Origin of the sequence: Chitinophaga pinensis (assembly GCF_007896845.1) — a bacterium.
GTDB classification, from domain to species: domain Bacteria; phylum Bacteroidota; class Bacteroidia; order Chitinophagales; family Chitinophagaceae; genus Chitinophaga; species Chitinophaga pinensis_C.
Genome location: NZ_VOHS01000018.1, coordinates 131,778 through 150,247, shown reverse-complemented (window position 1 = coordinate 150,247; position 18,470 = coordinate 131,778). Strand labels below are relative to the sequence as shown.

At 45.0% G+C, this 18,470-nt stretch carries 20 protein-coding genes; 7 read left to right on the top strand and 13 right to left on the bottom strand.

The window, feature by feature from the left end:
- Positions 1 to 509: 509 nt before the first annotated feature.
- The 4 genes from FEF09_RS33250 to FEF09_RS33235 all read right to left on the bottom strand — a co-directional run bounded on the left by FEF09_RS33250 (position 510) and on the right by FEF09_RS33235 (position 1,628).
- Positions 510 to 677: a hypothetical protein gene (locus FEF09_RS33250; protein ID WP_261387585.1), complete on the bottom strand. Its 168-nt coding sequence runs from the start codon at positions 675 to 677 to the stop codon at positions 510 to 512.
- A complete protein-coding gene (locus FEF09_RS33245) occupies positions 656 to 1,045 on the bottom strand; it encodes a metallophosphoesterase (RefSeq protein ID WP_261387584.1) in 390 nt (129 codons plus the stop codon). Before FEF09_RS33245 ends, FEF09_RS33250 begins: the two co-directional genes overlap by 22 nt.
- A 5-nt stretch (positions 1,046 to 1,050) precedes the next feature.
- Entirely contained in the window at positions 1,051 to 1,314 is a 264-nt protein-coding gene (locus FEF09_RS33240) for a hypothetical protein (protein WP_261387583.1), read from the bottom strand.
- Between the two features lie 164 nt (positions 1,315 to 1,478).
- Positions 1,479 to 1,628, bottom strand: coding sequence for a hypothetical protein (locus FEF09_RS33235; RefSeq protein ID WP_261387582.1), 150 nt, complete (start codon positions 1,626 to 1,628; stop codon positions 1,479 to 1,481).
- A 575-nt stretch (positions 1,629 to 2,203) separates the two neighbouring features.
- On the opposite strand from FEF09_RS33235, the gene FEF09_RS18270 reads away from it, so the two are divergent.
- Entirely contained in the window at positions 2,204 to 2,389 is a 186-nt protein-coding gene (locus FEF09_RS18270; RefSeq protein WP_146306446.1) for a hypothetical protein, read from the top strand.
- Positions 2,390 to 2,548: 159 nt separating this feature from the next.
- On the opposite strand, the gene FEF09_RS31615 is transcribed toward FEF09_RS18270, so the two are convergent.
- From FEF09_RS31615 to FEF09_RS18260, 4 genes are all read right to left on the bottom strand, one after another.
- On the bottom strand, positions 2,549 to 2,719 hold the full coding sequence (locus tag FEF09_RS31615) for a hypothetical protein (RefSeq protein ID WP_222597024.1): 171 nt from the start codon (positions 2,717 to 2,719) through the stop codon (positions 2,549 to 2,551).
- Positions 2,716 to 3,129: an alpha/beta fold hydrolase gene (locus FEF09_RS31610; RefSeq protein ID WP_222597023.1), complete on the bottom strand. Its 414-nt coding sequence runs from the start codon at positions 3,127 to 3,129 to the stop codon at positions 2,716 to 2,718. The genes FEF09_RS31615 and FEF09_RS31610 overlap by 4 nt, the downstream gene beginning before the upstream one ends.
- Positions 3,089 to 3,310 (bottom strand): hypothetical protein, encoded by a 222-nt coding sequence (locus tag FEF09_RS31605; RefSeq protein WP_222597022.1) that lies wholly within the window; start codon positions 3,308 to 3,310, stop codon positions 3,089 to 3,091. The genes FEF09_RS31610 and FEF09_RS31605 overlap by 41 nt, the downstream gene beginning before the upstream one ends.
- A gap of 321 nt (positions 3,311 to 3,631) precedes the next feature.
- Positions 3,632 to 4,393 (bottom strand): LytTR family DNA-binding domain-containing protein, encoded by a 762-nt coding sequence (locus FEF09_RS18260; protein ID WP_146306445.1) that lies wholly within the window; start codon positions 4,391 to 4,393, stop codon positions 3,632 to 3,634.
- Positions 4,394 to 4,547: 154 nt separating this feature from the next.
- Here FEF09_RS18260 and FEF09_RS18255 point away from each other — a divergent pair, with 154 nt between their 5' ends.
- Genes FEF09_RS18255 through FEF09_RS18250 form a run of 3 tightly spaced genes read left to right on the top strand, consistent with a single transcriptional unit; the run spans position 4,548 to position 6,588 of the window.
- Positions 4,548 to 5,975 (top strand): DHA2 family efflux MFS transporter permease subunit, encoded by a 1,428-nt coding sequence (locus FEF09_RS18255; protein WP_261387581.1) that lies wholly within the window; start codon positions 4,548 to 4,550, stop codon positions 5,973 to 5,975.
- On the top strand, positions 5,972 to 6,127 hold the full coding sequence (locus tag FEF09_RS33230) for a hypothetical protein (protein ID WP_261387580.1): 156 nt from the start codon (positions 5,972 to 5,974) through the stop codon (positions 6,125 to 6,127). The genes FEF09_RS18255 and FEF09_RS33230 overlap by 4 nt, the downstream gene beginning before the upstream one ends.
- A 14-nt stretch (positions 6,128 to 6,141) precedes the next feature.
- Positions 6,142 to 6,588 carry a MarR family winged helix-turn-helix transcriptional regulator gene (locus FEF09_RS18250; protein WP_146306444.1) on the top strand — a complete coding sequence of 149 codons (447 nt, stop codon included), beginning with the start codon at positions 6,142 to 6,144 and terminating at the stop codon, positions 6,586 to 6,588.
- A 70-nt stretch (positions 6,589 to 6,658) separates the two neighbouring features.
- On the opposite strand, the gene FEF09_RS18245 is transcribed toward FEF09_RS18250, so the two are convergent.
- The 3 genes from FEF09_RS18245 to FEF09_RS18235 all read right to left on the bottom strand — a co-directional run bounded on the left by FEF09_RS18245 (position 6,659) and on the right by FEF09_RS18235 (position 10,775).
- Entirely contained in the window at positions 6,659 to 7,198 is a 540-nt protein-coding gene (locus tag FEF09_RS18245) for a DUF4269 domain-containing protein (protein ID WP_146306443.1), read from the bottom strand.
- A gap of 187 nt (positions 7,199 to 7,385) precedes the next feature.
- Positions 7,386 to 8,261, bottom strand: coding sequence for a RimK family alpha-L-glutamate ligase (locus FEF09_RS18240; protein ID WP_146306442.1), 876 nt, complete (start codon positions 8,259 to 8,261; stop codon positions 7,386 to 7,388).
- 24 nt (positions 8,262 to 8,285) lie between these two features.
- Positions 8,286 to 10,775 (bottom strand): glycoside hydrolase family 95 protein, encoded by a 2,490-nt coding sequence (locus FEF09_RS18235; RefSeq protein ID WP_261387579.1) that lies wholly within the window; start codon positions 10,773 to 10,775, stop codon positions 8,286 to 8,288.
- A 426-nt stretch (positions 10,776 to 11,201) separates the two neighbouring features.
- Here FEF09_RS18235 and FEF09_RS18230 point away from each other — a divergent pair, with 426 nt between their 5' ends.
- A complete protein-coding gene (locus FEF09_RS18230; RefSeq protein WP_261387578.1) occupies positions 11,202 to 15,281 on the top strand; it encodes a hybrid sensor histidine kinase/response regulator transcription factor in 4,080 nt (1,359 codons plus the stop codon).
- Positions 15,282 to 15,291: 10 nt separating this feature from the next.
- A complete protein-coding gene (locus tag FEF09_RS18225; RefSeq protein ID WP_146306440.1) occupies positions 15,292 to 15,861 on the top strand; it encodes an SMI1/KNR4 family protein in 570 nt (189 codons plus the stop codon).
- Here the strand turns inward: FEF09_RS18225 and FEF09_RS18220 are convergent.
- Positions 15,858 to 16,934: a WD40 repeat domain-containing protein gene (locus tag FEF09_RS18220; protein ID WP_146306439.1), complete on the bottom strand. Its 1,077-nt coding sequence runs from the start codon at positions 16,932 to 16,934 to the stop codon at positions 15,858 to 15,860. The genes FEF09_RS18225 and FEF09_RS18220 overlap by 4 nt on opposite strands.
- A gap of 156 nt (positions 16,935 to 17,090) precedes the next feature.
- Here FEF09_RS18220 and FEF09_RS18215 point away from each other — a divergent pair, with 156 nt between their 5' ends.
- The gene (locus FEF09_RS18215; protein WP_146306438.1) at positions 17,091 to 17,564 is read left to right on the top strand and encodes a VOC family protein; all 474 of its coding nucleotides are present in this window, start codon (positions 17,091 to 17,093) and stop codon (positions 17,562 to 17,564) included.
- Between the two features lie 34 nt (positions 17,565 to 17,598).
- On the opposite strand, the gene FEF09_RS18210 is transcribed toward FEF09_RS18215, so the two are convergent.
- A complete protein-coding gene (locus FEF09_RS18210) occupies positions 17,599 to 17,913 on the bottom strand; it encodes a hypothetical protein (RefSeq protein ID WP_146306437.1) in 315 nt (104 codons plus the stop codon).
- Between the last annotated feature and the right edge of the window lie 557 nt (positions 17,914 to 18,470).

The window sequence follows — 18,470 nt, the reverse complement described above, 5'->3', positions numbered from 1 at the left end:
AAAAATCAAAATTGATACTGGTGTAGTTACTGGGTTTCCAAGCTAATGTTCCACCGGTTTATCTGGTTATTTTCTTTTAGGTTTGGGTGATATCGCTATCATGATAAATATAGAAAGCTTTCGCTAATTATCATAATTTTTCTGGAAACAAAAAGTCAAAACAAAATATTGTTTTTAAATTAATATGACTATACTCAGTGAGTCCTATAGGTGATAATGTCTTTGTTATGGGGCATTTACTCATTCACGGGCATCCGGAGAACGGGCTGCTGTTGCTCTGAAAAAGGCTATCCGCCCTGCGACGGATAACCGGATAGTATGGTTTACACTCCATATATAATAAGGTATTTCGTATCCTGCTTTGATAATACCGTTTGGCCACATTAAATACGCGTACACCACCGGTCAGGGTACCTTCAGTGTCCCCATATGTGCATGCCCATGGAACACTGCGGTCACTTCCCGGCGGATCAATGGTTCTGCCAAGCGGGATGATCCAAGGAAAGAAATCACTTCCGGTTCACGATCACAGTTTCTCTCAATGGCGAATAATGGAGTATAGCGATCTTTTTCAGATGATTATGTTGCTGGTCAATCCTTGCAAGGGCTCTGTCTAAATGTAAGGCCTCGTCTACGGCTTCCTGTACAAAAGCTTTCATGGCATCTTCTCCGAACATGGATAACATATATTATCAATCCGCCACCAAAACCTTTCACTCCTGCAAAACCAACATCTTTGATCACGATTGCTTCTCCATCCAGTATGTACGTTTTCATTCTGTAAGGTCTGTCTGATCAACTTCTGTCTTCCCTTCTCATAATCATGATTCCCCAGCACTGCTATAACGGGAATCGTACAGGCTTTCAGTTCATCACACAATATCTGCGCTTCACTTTCATCGCCGGTATTGGTCAGGTCTCCGCAGATCAGTAATACATCTGCATGTTTAGATACCTCTTTAAAGTATTCAACCCACTTATTTTTATCAGTATCCGTTACATGAATATCGCTACTGCGGCAATGCGCACTTTTGTATTTCAGCATCCATATCAAACCGTTTTTATAGTCATTCCTTTATAATGCCAGTCTGTAATATCGACAGCGTATTGTGTCTGATCAATAATTGGTCCACGGCATACCTTCTCCAGAGAAGGTGGCAGATCGTATTGTTCATTCGCACGTCTCATCAGTTCGTCAAATAACCATCGGGGAATGATATCAGCATAATCTGACGGATAAACGTACTGGAAATTCAGTATCTGTGACAGCAACAGATGCCAGTGCGGATCAGTCGGTGTAACAGCCTTTCCCAATTTAGTTTGCTTCCGTATTTTAAGAAGACATGATTCACATCTGCACCATCAAACGTTCCCTGTTCTGTATAAATACCTTGCTCCATACCAGTTCCTCAGCCCCTATCAGCCGGACAGGATGATCCATGACCAGGCCTCCGTGGCGTGTTCATACCAGCTCTCATCTACAATACAGATATTATGGTGCTGCTGAAGATGATGTCTATGTAATACTGATCTTTAAATACCTTGGCCAGCCAGCGTACATCGGTCAGTTCAATTTCGTACCCGTTGGCGGCAAACAGTTTTAATATATCCGCATACTGCGTGGGCATACAAAAAATATCGAGGTCTTTTGTATCCTGTAAAGACCTGTGTAGCTGAATAGGGCAAACCCTCCACCCAGCATGAAATCAAGTCTGCTCTCTGTCAGCAGGGCTAATGCTTCCCGGTAAAAGGTCTGGGCAGCCTGTTTTTGTTGTTCATCATGCGTATCCATACCAGAAACACCTAAAAAACTGTGCCGTGGGGCGATCAAAGCGGTCTTATCAGGGCAAACCCTTTTTATCTGATCTTCCTGACCGGCAAACTTGATAAGTAAACAGTAAATAATTTTCCTGTTGTGTGAAGATTTTACCCCATTTATTATATTTGATGCAAACATTTAATATCTCAACATGAAATGTGCTTCACTTATCGCTATGCTGTTACCTTGCTGGTGTCCTGTGATACAAAAAAAGAAACATCACCTGCAACAAACACCGAAAAATCTCCGCTTTCGGTACATGGAAACTGGTCAGCGCAAAGTCTATCAGAATACGGATACGACAGTGACGGCCCTGTACCGGTCAGGAGACCATCAAGATCTTTAACGACAGTTACTTTGCCTTCTTTAATCATGACCTCAACCATGGTGCAGATAAGCGAATGCTGCATTTGGCGCAGGTACGGTACTTACACTCTCGTAGGTGACAAATACAGCGAGCATCTGGAATATTGCAGTTACAGAGGATGGGAAAATCAGGATTTCTCTTTTAAAATGGAGATCAGGAATGACACGATCATTCAAAGTGGAGAGGAAAAGATCGATAGCTGAATGTAGACCATGTGATCATCGAAACATATGTACGGGTACGTTAGTACAACCGTGGCAATAAGCATAAAAATCCCCCCTAAGCCAGTCTGACGGGGGATTTTCTTTCTGACGGGGGATTTTCTTTTATCATGCATAATACACGCAATAGCTCCATCACTGTTAATAAATTAACCGGTCTATTTTAGCCACATACGCCTCCGCATCCACCTTCATAGCTGCCAGATGGGCGCCACTGTATATAAACATTTCTTTGGGCCCTGTAGCGGCATTATACACTTCCTCAGCCTGTTGGAAAGGCACTTCCTTATCCTCTTTTGAATGTACGATCAACACCGGTACTCTGACAGCCGTATATCTGTTTTGGCAGCATAAGGCGATGTCAGGTATTGCTTTATCATGGCCTGTAGTTCAGCAGGTGCATAAGCGGCTGCCAGATCGGTAAAGGAACTGACAGCACCATCCAGTACCAATGCCTGAATCTTGTCTCCATTATCTCTTGCCAGTCTGGTCGCTACCTGTGTACCAATAGAAGCTCCGAATAACACTACCTTTGTGCCCTTCACGTCCTCTCTGCCCAACAGATAATTCAGCACCTGCTGTCCGTCATTGACTATATTCAGGTGTGCCGGTTTGCCACTACTTTTGCCATACCCCCTGAATCGATCATAAACACCTGATATCCATGATCCACCAATGGCTTCACCATATATTGATAAAAAGTGACATTCCCTCCTGCCCATGACAAAACAGTACAGTCGCCTTTGGCTTTCCTGCCGGTTTGAAGAACAGGCCATTCAGGGTCACGGTATCAACCAGCAGATTCACCTCTTCTACCTGCATGGATGAGTCCAATGGTTTCCAGTTTTTGTTAGGGAAATAGAATTTATCGTCGAACTGTGCTTTCAACAGTTGCGTCATCATTAATAAAACAGCGAGGAGAAAGAAGGCTTTTTCATGTTACAATACTTTTTAAAGACCGGTCCGGGTCATCCGGAACTGGTGTAAAAGTAGTTGCATGCCGGCAATGATATTCCGGAAGTGGCCATCTGCATGGCGTTTGGGGCGAATTGCACGCTTAGGGACGACTTGCCTGCGTACTGGAAGTTGTTGGGGTGAATGGCATGGCCGGACGACTGGCCAGCTTTTCCCGCAGGGTCGTATTCAGACTCCGGGATACGGGGATAGTATCCGGCAAATGATGTATATGCAGACGGTACCCCTGTGCTGTACCACTGACCTCATCTACAAGAGAAGGTTGACAATGGCAGTCCGGTGACAACGCCAGAATGTGGCATGTCCGCTCAGCCCTGCTTCAATTTTCTGCAGACTGGAACGCAATAGCTCTTGTTTCAGCTGCGCTTCTTCCATGAAGTATAGCCTGACATAGTTATCTGCTGACGTAACGGCCAGTAATTGTCCGGGATGCAGGCTGATCGTATCCTTTCCATTATCCGCAGTAAAAGAAAGTACCTCTGTAGGGGCTACTTCCTCTTCAGCAACAGGCAGCGCTATTGTCTGATTGATACCCGCCGCCCGCTGACGATAACGTCTCAACAGACGGGCCTGATTGATCATAATACTGGTCGTAGCCGGTGCAATTCCTATCACGGCAGTATACACGACCATCAGCAAAGCGTCCTTCCATGCATATCGCCATTGCCCGCTTATTGCCATTACGCCAATATTGACCAGCGCGATCGCTACAATAATCACCAGCGCCCAGAGTGACTCCCTGCCGGTCGTCCACTTTTCTTCTTTGAAATAAGCAGGAAACAGCCTGAAAATCAGACCATAGTAAAGCATGACCACTACAAAAACAGTCGCTGCTCCTTCCAGACTTCCCCAGAACGCGGCCATTGTATCCTGCTGACCATTAAATGGCCGGAAGAAAAAAAGGAACAGGAATACTGCCCCGCTCAATGCAATGGTCATCATCCATTGTCTGCGCCAGGTTTCTGGTAAGGGATAAGGTCTTCTGAACAGAGAGCTAATGGTATCCTTCATGCAATGCGTACAATTTCGAACAGCATGATAATGATTTTTTGAATAATACACGTATGCCCACCAACCTCAAGCAAATTAAAATAGTTTGAATTCAATCTATTATTAGTTTGAACTCAAACCAATAACATCTACCTTCGTATTATCAATAAAACACATGGAACAATTACCGTCTTTAGTTGAATACGGATCACGCCGGGTCATCATTACCATTACCGCTGTGGTCTGTGCATTGCTGGAAATCATAGACACTACCATTGTCAATGTGGCCCTTCCCGATATGAGAGGCAGTCTGGGAGCCACTTTAAATGAAGTCAGCTGGGTCATTACCGCTTATTCCCTTGCTAATGTGATCGTTGTCCCCATGACCAGCTGGTTGTCCCAGCAATTTGGCCGCCGGAACTACTTTGCTGTTTCTGTTATTATTTTCACGATCTGCTCATTCCTTTGCGGAAATGCCACCAATATATGGGAACTGGTACTTTTCCGCTTCTTACAGGGCCTTGGCGGCGGGGCGCTCCTTGTCACCTCCCAAACCATTATCACAGAAAGCTGGCCGCCTGAGAAACGGGCCACTGCACAGGCGATCTATACGCTGGGGGTAATTGTTGGTCCGACATTAGGTCCGCCACTGGGTGGTTATATCATCGATAACTACAGCTGGCCCTATATCTTCTATATCAATATCCCGATCGGTGTCATTGCGACGCTGCTCACTTTACAATATGTAAGAAGTCCGCAGTATGAAGAAAAAAGAGACGCCAGTCAGGTAGACTGGCTCGGTATTGCCCTGTTGGCGATTGGTATTTCTTCCTTACAGTTCGTACTGGAAAAAGGTCAGGAAGAAGATTGGTTTAGTAGTCCGCTGATTATCATACTCACCATCATGGCCGTATTCGGGCTGTTCTTCTTCATCTGGCGACAGCTGACCTTCGCGTACCCGATTGTAGAACTGAGGGTACTAAAGAATGGTAATCTGCGTATAGGCGTAATTCTTTCTTTCATCATGGGTTTTGGTCTCTTCGGATCAACCTTCGTCATTCCACTCTACACACAATCTTTACTAGGATGGACGGCCCAGCAGTCCGGTATGCTACAGCTGCCCAGTACCATTTTCGTAGCTGTGATGATGCCGGTGGTGGCCATTCTCATACAAAAAGGCGTTCCGCAGAAATACCTGATTGCCATTGGTATGGTCGTCTTCTTTATTTATAGTTATATGTCTTACGAGATCCTTTCACCAGATACCAGTTCGAAAGATTTCTTCTGGGTGCTGATTATCCGTGGTTTCGGCCTTGGTTTATTATCTGTGCCGGTCAGTACCATGTCCCTCTCTACCCTGAAAGGCAAGGAGATAGGGCAAGGCGCAGCCTTCTCAGGGATGATGCGTCAGTTGGGTGGTGCTTTTGGTATTGCATTGATTTCCACCTTTATGACACGTCAGACGGATCTGCATAGAAGTAATCTCGTGAGTCATCTTGATGTAAATAATCCGGAAGTACAACAACGTATCTCCAACATGGCGGGTGCTATGCGTGCGAAAGGTTTTGACATGATGGTGGCAAAAGCAAGGCCTACGCAATGATGGACGGAGCAGTAATGAAACAGGCAACGGTATTATCTTACATGGATGTATTTCTTTGGGTGGGAGTGATGTTCCTTGTCTGCGTACCGTTCGTACTATTGTTTGTGAAAAATGCGAAGAATAAGATTAATATGGCGGATGCAGCACATTAAACTTATATTGCACTATGGCTATGGAACAAACACTGGAACTGGCACGTGATCTCAGCAGAGCGTTGATGGAAATGCGAAATTACATGCGCCAGCACCTGCAGGTGAGAATCAAGGAGAACAATATAGACGTATCATTTGAACTGTTGGAAATACTCGGCGTATTGTACAGAAAAGACGGCATCAATCAACAGGAGATTGCTGATATTCTGATCAAGGATAAATCCAGTATCACTTATCTTATTGACAGTCTCACAAAACGGGATCTTGTCGAAAGAAAAGAAGACGAAAATGACCGGCGTAATAAACTCATATACCTTACGGAAAACGGCAAGCATATGAAGCAGACCCTGCACCCATGGGTGGAAGAGATTTATGAGCAGGCTACCAACGGTATCAAAGTAGCAGAACTTGAAAAAGCAGTTGCGCTGGTACAGAAGATGAATGAAAATCTGAAAAAATAATCACTGACATATTGCTTAAAATAAAGCGGGCTGCACACGTAAGTATGCAGCCCGCTTTATTTTATCTATCTTATTGTTTCGTTTCGAATTGCAGTAATTCCAGATAAGGATTTCCCCCGATTCCTAAACATTCACAAAAAGCAGGTTCCGTTTTATAACCCGCTTTCTTCAGCCGGATCACCTCCTGCCTTAGACGCTCTCCATGTTCCAGCAATAAGCGATGTTCTATTACCATATGCCTGTACCCCATCTGCTCCCTTACCGGAAGATGTTGTGCAAAGATCTCAAATGGAAAGCCGGCTTTATCAAAATTGACCACCACACAATCCTGATTATATATTTCAAAAGCTTTTATACTAAAGCCAGCTTCTTTACCAAACAGCACCGTCATCTCTTTTTGAAATGCTTCCTTCTCTTTAAAAGAACAAAGAATATCCAGATCGCTTCCGGGTATATCTACAGCAATAGGAATTGAGCCAGCCAGCACAGGATCATAAGCTGACAACAACTGCAAAACAGCCGTTTCCTTCAATACCGCATATACGTTTCTCTGCACAGCGTTTCCCTGCTGCAGATAGTCAATATTAAAAAAGTCGATGCTATTATTCATATCCACTTTAACATCTTTTGTAAAACAGGTGACATAGGGATTATGTTTTAATACGAAGAGGTTGTATCAAAAGTTAAAAGAAAACCCTGAGAATTACTTAAAAGAAATATTTCTCCATCAGGTATCCGAATACAAAGGGGCCGTATCGTACTTTGATACAGCCCCTTCATTGATCAGATATCTGCAATTATTTCCGCACCTTATCCAATGCTTTCACATATCGTTCAAAACTGTGCTCATCAAATACAGTATACAACAATGGTTCTATCAATTCCAGTTCCATGAGCGCCAGCTTGCCATCAACCAATACACCATCTACCCGTGTATACAAAGCACCACCGGCAAAACGATGTACCAATGCCGTTGCTTTCGCGATGACAGCCGCATCTGGTATGGCCGAATGAATCGTCGCACCATACTGTGGCTGTACCCTGAAATCACCTGCCTTGGGTTTCTTTACGATGGTATGACTATATTCTCCACCAAAGAAAAGCATCGACCATTCACCTTCCTGAATCTCTTTCATGAACGGCTGCGCGATAAACGCTTCTTTGGGTAACAACTGCTGTAGCGGATGTCCATTCAATACAGTCTCTCCGCGTACCAGTGTAAAGGTATTCTTGGAACCTCCGCTCACACAAGGCTTCACGATGATTTTATCCGTACCTAATGTATCAAACAGGGATGCCAGATCTGTTGATGTTTCTTTCTCCAGAAACACAGATGGAATAATATCAAAACCTGCTGCTGCGATCTCTTTCAGGTAGTGTTTATCCGCATTCCATAATACTGTCGCTACAGGGTTTAATAATTGTACACCTGCTGCTGCCAGTTTGTGTAACCATGCTCTGAATTCTTCCAGTCTGTTGTGATAATCGTAAGGCGATTTTAATATCACCAGCTCATATGCAGTCCAGTCTGTATTGCTGTCTTTCCAATCTTTTTTCTCCGCATCCCATCCTGCTGCCTGTAATGTTTCCAGCAGACGACGGTCTTCGGTCTTTGCCATATCAAACAGATTGGCAGGATCTTCGCATATGAGCGCTAATTTCTTATCCGGCATACTATTCTCTTTTTCTATCTATTGTTATTCTGCTGCCAGCAAAGTATACACTCCTCCTGCTGTTGTTTTGAGAGCATAAGGATATCCCGCTGACGGATCTTTTGTTTTCATCGGGGCCAGTTGCGCATTTGCGCCTGCTTTCAGCCTGTTCTTTGCCAGTAAGTAGCAGGTCCCTGCCTTCTTTGCATAGATTGTTACACCTACCAGTTTGCCTTCTTTCCAGCTCATATCGATCGTGTGACCACCATAAGCCAGTAATCCTTTTACATCACCTGTTGCCCACGCATCCGGTAAGGCAGGCAGTAAACGGATCATATTGGATTGGCCGTTTAATAACATCTGTGCAATACCAGAGGTACCACCAAAGTTACCATCTATCTGGAAAGGCGGATGCGCACAAAACAGATTCGCGTAAGTACCACCTGCATTATGCATATCGACGGAACCTTTTCCTGTGAGTGTCAGCAATTCGCGTAATAGTTTATATGCATGATTACCATCTTCCAGTCTTGCCCATGTATTAATCTTCCATGCTTTACTCCAACCAGTACCACCATCTCCCCTGATCTCCAAAGTACGTTTGGTTGCATTCGCCAGTTCGGGTGTAGCAGCAGCTGAGATCTGATCGCCCGGGAATAATGCATACAGATGTGAAATGTGACGATGCTCTGTTTCTCCGGATGGCCAGTCTTTGTACCACTCCTGTAAACTACCATCCTTTCCTATCTTAAACGGATAGAGGCGGTCAGCAGCTACCTGTAAAGAGTCACGCAAACCATTATCTACTTTCAGTACTTCACCGGCCTTTATTACGTTGTTGAATAACTCACGGATGATCGTCATGTCCATAGTACTGGCGACAGACACTGATTCCTGTGTACCATCAGCCAGCAGGAATTTATTTTCGGGTGAAGTAGCTGGTGCAGTCACCAGATAACCGGAAGCCGGATCTTTCACCAGAAAATCCAGACTGAAAAGCGCAGCTGATTTCATGATCGGATAGGCTGTATCCCGCAGGAACTTTTCATCACCGGTATAGCAATAGTGCTGCCACAGGAACTGACACAGCCAGTTACCTCCCATCATCCAGTTAGCCCATTGCGGATCTCCTTTGCCTTTATCTCCTACCGGATTGGCAATTGCCCATATATCCGTGTTGTGGTGTGCAACCCATCCTCTGGTATTATAAAACTCTCCCGCAGTAGCAGCACCCGTCACAGACAATTCTTTCAGCAACTGATACAAAGGCTGCTGCATCTCCATCAGATTGCAGACCTCCGCAGGCCAGTAGTTCATCTGTGTGTTGATGTTGATAGTATAATTGGAACTCCATGGAGCACGTAGCTCCTTATTCCATATACCTTGCAGGTTAGCAGGTGCCGATGGCGTACGGGAACAGGAAATCAACAGGTAGCGGCCAAACTGAAAATAAAGACTTTCCAGCGCCTGATCTTTTCCACCCGCTGTATACCTGCGCAGTCTTTCATCTGTCGGTTGTGCCGACTGATCATCACCTGTCAGCTTCAAAGTAACCCTGTTAAAGTATTTATGATAATCCTGTTCGTGACGTTGCAGCAAATTGGTGTAAGACAATGCAGCGGCTTTTTTCATTTGTCCGCCCGCAATCGCTTTTTCATCCAGTCCTTCACTATCCGGACATTTATCAAAACCGTTAAAGCTGGTAGCAGCCGTCAGCAATAAAGTGGCCTCTGTGGCATTCTTCACCGTAATACCTGTAGCATCTGTCGTAACAGTACCATCCGGACTGATAACCCGCATCCGCAGTTCATAGCGCATTCCCTTGCAACTACCTGCTGCCTCATATTGAATAGGCTCCGCGTTATAGCTGACATAACTCGGGTCTACCTGCGAAGGCGCCTTTCCGCGCATCGCGATTTCTTTTGTGCCGGTAACCGTATTCTGATAATGCAGCTGACTGGATGGATCGGCTTTAAACTGCAGCGCGCCTTTCCTGCTTGCACGCAGTCTGATCACAATCACCTGATCTGGTGCGGAGATAAACATTTCACGCGTGTAAGTAACACCACCGCTGACAAACTTCGTAATCGATTTCGCATTCGCAATATCCAGATCACGGGAATACTGCGACACCTGCGTATCTTTTAACTGCTGATGTATACGTACATCTCCAAGGGGCAGGAATGACTGCGAATAAGCACCCTGCATTTTACGCAGCAAACTATCCGCTTCATGATACTTTTCACTGAACAATGCAGCGCGTACCGCAGGTAAATAAGAAGCCGCAGCCGGATTCACCTGCTTACTGACCGGACCGCCCGACCATAAAGTAGCTTCGTTCAGTTGAATCAGTTCCTCACTTGTTCCTCCAAACACCATTGCACCAACACGTCCGTTTCCTAATGGAAGCGCCTGTGACCATTCAACTGCCGGTTCCTTATACCAAAGCTTTAATCTGTTATTCGTTTGCTGTGCGTGCGATCGCCCTGCTCCTAAGGCGATGATCAGCATTAAAGAGAGACCTGTTCTTTTCATATCCGTGAAGAATAAAAAAAATATATTAATAAGCAAGTTTAGCCTTTTTTAAGGGGGGATGCAAACGATTGCGCAAAAAAAGCAAATAAAACCTTGGTTATCACTCAGCGGGGCATTACATTTGCCTTGTAATCATATTTTGCCGATAACAACAGCGTTGACCCTGGTTAGTGAGCATTGAACAAATACCGGCGAAAAGCAGATCAGATAAGGAATCAACAGCACACATCAGACATAATTTCATCAGACTTAGTTAAAATAACATTACAGCATATATACGCTAAACTTTTTATGGACCTGAGTACCATAACGTGGAATTTTAGCACAAAGGTCGAATTCTTTCGACCTTTCTTTTTTTATTTACAAGAGAGGGTCTATATTGTAGCATAGACATTTATTTGCAGACAAATCCGCGTTATTAGACAAGTGAACAAAAGACTACTCATTCTTTTTCTGCTGGTATACTTACCAACGCTGTTAAGAGGACAAAGCACTTCTTCGCAGTACCAGCTTAGCCGGATAGATCTGACACAGGGACTTTCTGCCAATCAGGTTAATTGCATTCTCAAAGACAGTCAGGGATTTATGTGGTTTGGTACCATGTCAGGACTCAATCGCTTTGATGGATATAACTTTAAAGTCTTCCGCCAGATACTAAGCGACTCCACTACACTCTCCGATAACTTTATTACCAGTCTCATGGAAGGTCCTGATGGACTACTATGGGTAACAAATCGCAACGGACAGAACATCTATCATCCGGAAACAGGCAACTTCGAACGTGATATACGCACAACACTCCGCCATTACGGGATCCCCGGTGACTCCGTCGGCCAGATCATGAAAGATAAAAGTGGTACTTACTGGTTCGCTGTTCCTAAAAACGGACTCTTTACCTATACGCCAACTACACATTCTGCTAAAAGGATTATGCAAGCGAAAACCAGCGTCATTGCTGCGGTTGCACAAGACAACAATGACAATATCTGGGTACTGCAGGCAGATGGATTACTACAAAAGTTCGACGCACGTACACACCAGATCACCACACGTACATCCCTTCCGGAACAAAATGGTCGTAACAGTCAACAGGACTATCAGATGATGGCAGACAGTGACGGAGACCTATGGATATTCAGTAACTCCGACGTACAGGGCATCTATTATTATAAGCAACATACAGCTGTATTCACTCACTATGATCAGAACAGTGGGCCACTCCGCCTCAATAACAATATCGTACGCGGTGTCGTACAGGATAATCAGGGCCTGATATGGATTGGTACTGATCATGGAGGTATCAATATCATCGATAAAACCAGACAAAGCATCCAATACCTCGTCAACAACAGTGAAAATCCTAAAAGCCTGAGTCAAAATAGTATCAATGCACTCTATCGTGATAACACCGGTATCATATGGATAGGCACTTATAAGAAAGGCATCTGCTATTATCATGAGAATATCGTTAAGTTCCCTTTATACCAGCACGAAGCATTTACGGCCAACAGTCTTCCCTATGATGATGTGAACCGCTTCGCGGAAGATGCCCAGGGTAATCTCTGGATTGGCACTAATGGCGGCGGATTGATCTACTACGACCGCAGCCGTAATACCTACAAACAATATCTGCATGATGCGGGTAATCCCAATTCTCCCAGCGGCAATGTGATCGTCAGCTTATGGATAGATCATCAGCAGAAACTGTGGATAGGTTCCTATTTCGGCGGACTTGATTGTTTCGACGGCAACCGTTTCACACACTATAAACATGATGCAGCCAATCCAAACAGTCTGAGTGATAACAGCGTATGGGAGATATTCGAAGACAGCAAGCAAAGACTCTGGGTGGGTACGCTTGGCGGCGGACTCAATATCCTCGACCGAAATACGGGCCACTTTCAGCATTATGCCAATGGTGCACCTAACTCCATCCGCTCCCCTTATGTATCTGCTCTGCTGGAAGATAAAGCCGGTAATATATGGATCGGTACTGCCGATGGACTGGACGTCATGAATAATGCAGGGAAGTTCACCCATTATGAAAGTATTGACAAACAAACCGGTGGCATCAGCAACCGCAACGTCATCTGTTTGTATGAAGATAAAAGGGGCCTGATATGGATCGGTACCCGGGAAGGACTGAATGTCTATGATCCCGCTACTAAAAAGATCAGTATCCTGCGCAAAGAGGATGGACTGCCGGATAATACCGTCCTGAATATCCTCGAAGATCGTGATAGCACGCTCTGGATGAGTACTGCCAATGGCATCGTCAATCTTACGCTGTTACAACGCGCTCCCGTCTATAAGATCAGCTGTAAACAATACGATGAATCCGATGGTTTACAGGGACGTGAATTCAATGAAAACGCTGCACTGAAAACAAGTAAAGGAGAGTTTATCTTCGGAGGTGGCAATGGATTCAATATCTTCAACCCACACAGTATCGCGGTCAATACCACTGTCCCGCCGATCGTACTCACCGACTTTCAGGTCTTTAATAAAAGCATGGAACCCGGCGAGCATTTTAACGGCCGTATACTCCTGCAACAGGCGATCACGCGTACACAGGCGATCACTTTAAAATACCGGGAAAATGTATTCTCTATCTCCTTCGCAGCACTGAACTATTTCCATCCGGAAAAGAATCAGTATGCTTACATGCTGGAAGGCTTCAACAATGAATGGTTAACGACAGACGGTAGTGTGCGTAAAGCCACTTATACGAATCTTGATCCGGGGGAATATACCTTCCGCGTGCGCGCCTCTAATAACGACGGTGTATGGACACCTGCGCCGCTGGAATTACATATCACCATCCTCCCTCCTTTCTGGCGCACACCACTGGCATTCTTTATCTACATCCTGCTGATCATCGGTGCACTGATACTTGCCAGAAGGGTCGTACTGGAAAGAGAACGGCTGCGTTCACGTATAGAACAGGAAAAACAGGAGGCTCAACGCATTCACGAACTGGATGCACTGAAGATCCGTTTCTTCACGAATATCAGCCATGAGTTCAGAACACCCCTTAGTCTGATTATTACACCGCTTGAAAAGATACTCGGCAAAGGTGTGGAAGCCAATATCCAGCAACAACTGGTCCTCGTTCAACGCAATGCCCGCCGCTTATTGAATCTGGTCAACCAGCTGCTGGATTTCCGCAAAATGGAAGTACAGGAAATCAAGCTACACCCCAGTGAAGGAGATATCGTTGCCTTTGTAAAAGACCTGACCACTTCCTTCTCCGACTTATCAGAAAAGAAACAGATACATCTGGATTTTCATAGTAGTGTGAAAGAGCTGAATATGTTATATGATCCGGATAAAATCGAGAAGATCATTTTTAATTTGTTGAGCAATGCATTCAAGTTTACACCGGAGCAGGGAAATATTTCTGTGGATGTACAGGTGCAACATGGATCAAGCCTGGCGATTATCGTTAAGGACAATGGTATTGGTATTCCGCTGGAGCAACAGGAACGTATCTTTGAAAGATTCTTTCAGCATGATATCCCCGGTTCTTTGTTAAATCAGGGCAGCGGTATCGGTTTAAGTATAACCCGGGAGTTTGTCAAATTACATGGCGGTAGCATTACGGTAGATAGTGCGCCGGGTATGGGCAGTACCTTTACAATCCTGTTGCCGGTGAGAGGACTCGTGCATCAGCCGGTACTGACAGCACCTGTCAGCACGAATATCCTATCCGCACCGGTACCAGCCGATCCGGTTCCTGCGCCTTATACAGGTAAAAAACCAGTATTGCTTTTGATTGAAGACAGTGAAGACTTCAGGTTCTATCTCAAAGACAACCTGAGTGTATATTTTCATATCATCGATGCGGCTAATGGCAAATCCGGTTGGGAGATCCTGCAGCAGACCATCCCTAATCTCATTGTCAGTGATGTTAATATGCCTGAAATGGATGGACTGGAACTTTGTCGCCGGATAAGACAAAATCAACGCCTCGCGCATCTGCCGGTCATATTGCTCACTGCCCGTGCTTCGGAAGAAGATCAGCTGGAAGCATTGGATAACGGCGCCACAGACTATATCACCAAGCCGTTCAACTATGAGGTCTTATTGTCCCGTATCCGCAATATCATCTCTCAGCAGATATCACTTAAAAAGACCTTTCAGCAGCATATAGACGCGCATCCGGAAGAAATTGCCATTTCTTCACAGGATGAGCTCTTCCTGCAACAGGCTTTACAGATTGTAGAGAAGAATATTTCCAATCCTGATTTTTCTGTGGAAGAACTCAGCCGCGGCCTCCACATGAGCCGTGTATCTGCCTATAAAAAACTGTTGTCTATTACCGGCAAAACACCGCTTGAATTTATCCGGTCTATCCGGCTGAAAAGAGCGGCCCAGCTGCTGGGTAAAAGTCAGCTGACAGTAGCAGAAGTAGCATATGAAGTAGGATTCAATAATCCTAAGTACTTTGCAAAGTATTTCAAACTCGAATACGGCGTGTTGCCTTCAGCTTATAAGAACATTTAAAACGGCACTTATGCAGGCATATCTGAACAAACTTGACGAACACCTCAGTACCAAACGGGCAGATTACTATGCTACCTTACAGCCCGGATTGTCAGCAGAAGCCATTGCGGCACTCGAGAAGGCTTATAATGTGACACTTCCTGCAGATCTCCGTGCTTTGTACCAATGGAAAAACGGTCAGCAGGAAGGCACATATGAGGCGTTTGTAAACAATTCCATGTTTCTGTCCCTGCAACATGCACTGGACACCGCCAGCGAACTGACAGGTATGATCGGCACCGACTTTGAAATGGAGAACTGGTGGCATCCTTCATGGATCCCGCTATGGGACAATGGCGGCGGAGATTATATCTGTTATGATACTACCGGTGTATTTACCGGTATAAAAGGACAGCTGATAGAGTTCTGGCATGCAGATAATGATCGTGACACGATTGCCCCGGATCTAACCTCTTTTATCAATTCTATTAATCAGCTGTACGCCACTACAGATAAGAAAGACTTTGATGAATACTTCGAAGTAAAGACACCGGACGGTTATCCTAAAGGAAACTTCGCCGGCGAACCGGGTAAACGCTAAAACAATTCATCCGGCAGGTTATACAGTCTTACTTCTCCTGCATTATGCGTCAGTAGCAACTGTCGCTGTTTATTGACACACACCGTAACGATCTCACCAGCGTAATCTACGATCTGGCGCGGGTCTTTTGTTGGCCGGCCGGCCATATCATAGGCCCTGATCTCACAACCTTCCGGCAATAATTCTCCGGTACATTGCATCGTATTTCTATCGATCAGGAGCAATCTGCCAAAACGGGAAAATGCCAGCAGGGTTTTATTACTGATATACTGTACGACATACTCAAGACTATCGGTATCTTCTTCAGATGGATACTCATTTCTTTCTGCGAACAGTTCTTCTTCTTCAAGGGTAGCAATCGCGTTAATCTCCGGATAACTGTACACAATGATTCCTCCCTCATAATGGGGCGCAGTTACAAACTCATTTCCATCAGGTGCAAAAGACCCCATGATCCTGTCATCACATTGTGTCAATGCATGCACCACTATTTTACCATCCGTCAGGGAAGCCTGAAATAAGAGATTACTATCCTGTCCGGCAGCGGCCTCTATCAGTACACCTGTCTTATCCGGTGCTGCATGGATCACATAATTATACTCCTGATTTCCTTCCATCATCCATGTATCCTGTACTTTACGATCTGACTGCCGCACCACATACAGTATATCATTTTCCAATGCCGAACTGGCGGGCACAATGAACCAGATCAGTGCGCCATCGTTGGAGAAGGTACAGGAAGATCCGAGGAATTTCTCCCAGCCATCATGCGGGAAGATCCATTCCATATTTCCTTCCATATCCAATATACGGACCGTCTCCATACAGGAAAGCGCTATTTGTTCGCCGGCAGGACTCGCAGTGATAATACAGTTTACATAGTCAGTCGTCTGTGCCTGCAGATCTTTTTGCCAGACCTGTTGCAGGTCTTTATCGAGCCGCAGGACTTTCGGGTCCTTATTGAAGTTGAGGATATAACCACCGTCTGCCAGTTCTGCGATACTGACCGGATTGGCTTCCAGCGCCAGACGCTGGTGTATATTGAGTGCGATGCGTGTAAAAGTACTTCCCATAGTTTGAGGCATATTGCAAAATACCGGAATTTACCCGGAATACAAGCCACCCCATCTCCCGTCCCAAATCCCCCTTCAGGAAGTCTTCTTTGCACCGCCTGTGAATGCCTGCCACAGCGTAAGTTTGTTACATCAAAACATCCTAAAATAGTTGTTATGCAAAAGATCACCCCTTTCTTATGGTACAATGATCAGGCAGAAGAGGCTGCAAAATTGTACACCTCTTTATTTAAAAATTCCTCCATCGGAAAGATCAGCCGTTATCCTCCGGGTGTACCCGGTCAGGAGGGAAAGGTCATGACCGTAGAATTCACATTGGATGGTCAGGAGTTCATAGCACTGAATGGTGGTCCCCACTATTCTTTCACTCCGGCAGTTTCAATGTTCATCCAATGTGAAACACAGGACGAAGTAGATAAACTATGGGATGCATTAACCGCGGGTGGCAGTATTGATAAGTGCGGCTGGTGCAGAGATAAATTCGGTCTGTCGTGGCAGGTGGTGCCCAAAGGCTTGCAGGAACTGATGCAGGATAAAGACCCGGGCAGAGCGCGGCGTGCGACAATGGCAATGATGCAGATGGAAAAACTGGATATCGGCGTGTTGGAAGAGGCGGCCAATGGCAACTGAGCCACCGGAACTGACAATCAGGAATTGTTTTGCCCTACAGCATACTATTCCTGATTGTTTCCATCACCTTTTCTGCCCAACTATCTTCGCCTCCTACTATCACCGTCGCAAAGTTGTATTGCTGTCCTTCCAGCGCCACTCCTGCCGAATCATCTACATGCAGATCGATACTAAAAGCAACCGGCAGTTTTGAAACCTGCTGCCCCTGCTTACCCAATATCCTGTCATGCACGGTCTTATTAATGACCTTATCCAGCCATATACCATAAGATAAAAAAAGACACCTGATATACATAGGCGACCGCAGGGAAGTGGTATATACATATACCTTACAGCCCTCCTTTTTCAACTGACGGATTAACAAAATGCTACCCTTCCTCAACCGTTCCCGGCTTATCATTTTGTGCCATAAATATTGTCGTTCAAATGGGAACTGAATCCTGCCGGGTATAAGGGTGTCGTCTAAGTCGAAGGAGATTGTCATGAGCAAGTTTAATACAATATGACAAATGCATTCCCTCCCCGCCAGTTAAGATCAGGTTAAATAACTGCTGAGCATGACAAACTGCTAACCCCGATATTGACACTGTCAAATACCTTTTACATAATTCCTCAGGTATAGCTCTCCCATAGATGCGTCGTATATACGCCATATATACTTCGGGTTTAAATTGTTTTTTGACCATTTAGGGGCATTCAGGACAAGTCATCTCAGTACCCGCTCAACTTCGTTTCGGAATTCTTTATAAATCATTATGTTACCGTAGATAACCCGTATATAAGCCGTATATAAGCCATTCCTATAGGTACGGATTATATGCGGCTTATATACGGGTTATCTACGGCTTATCCTGCAATTATCCCATATACCCGAACGGCATTAAGCAAAGGCTATTTAACAAATCA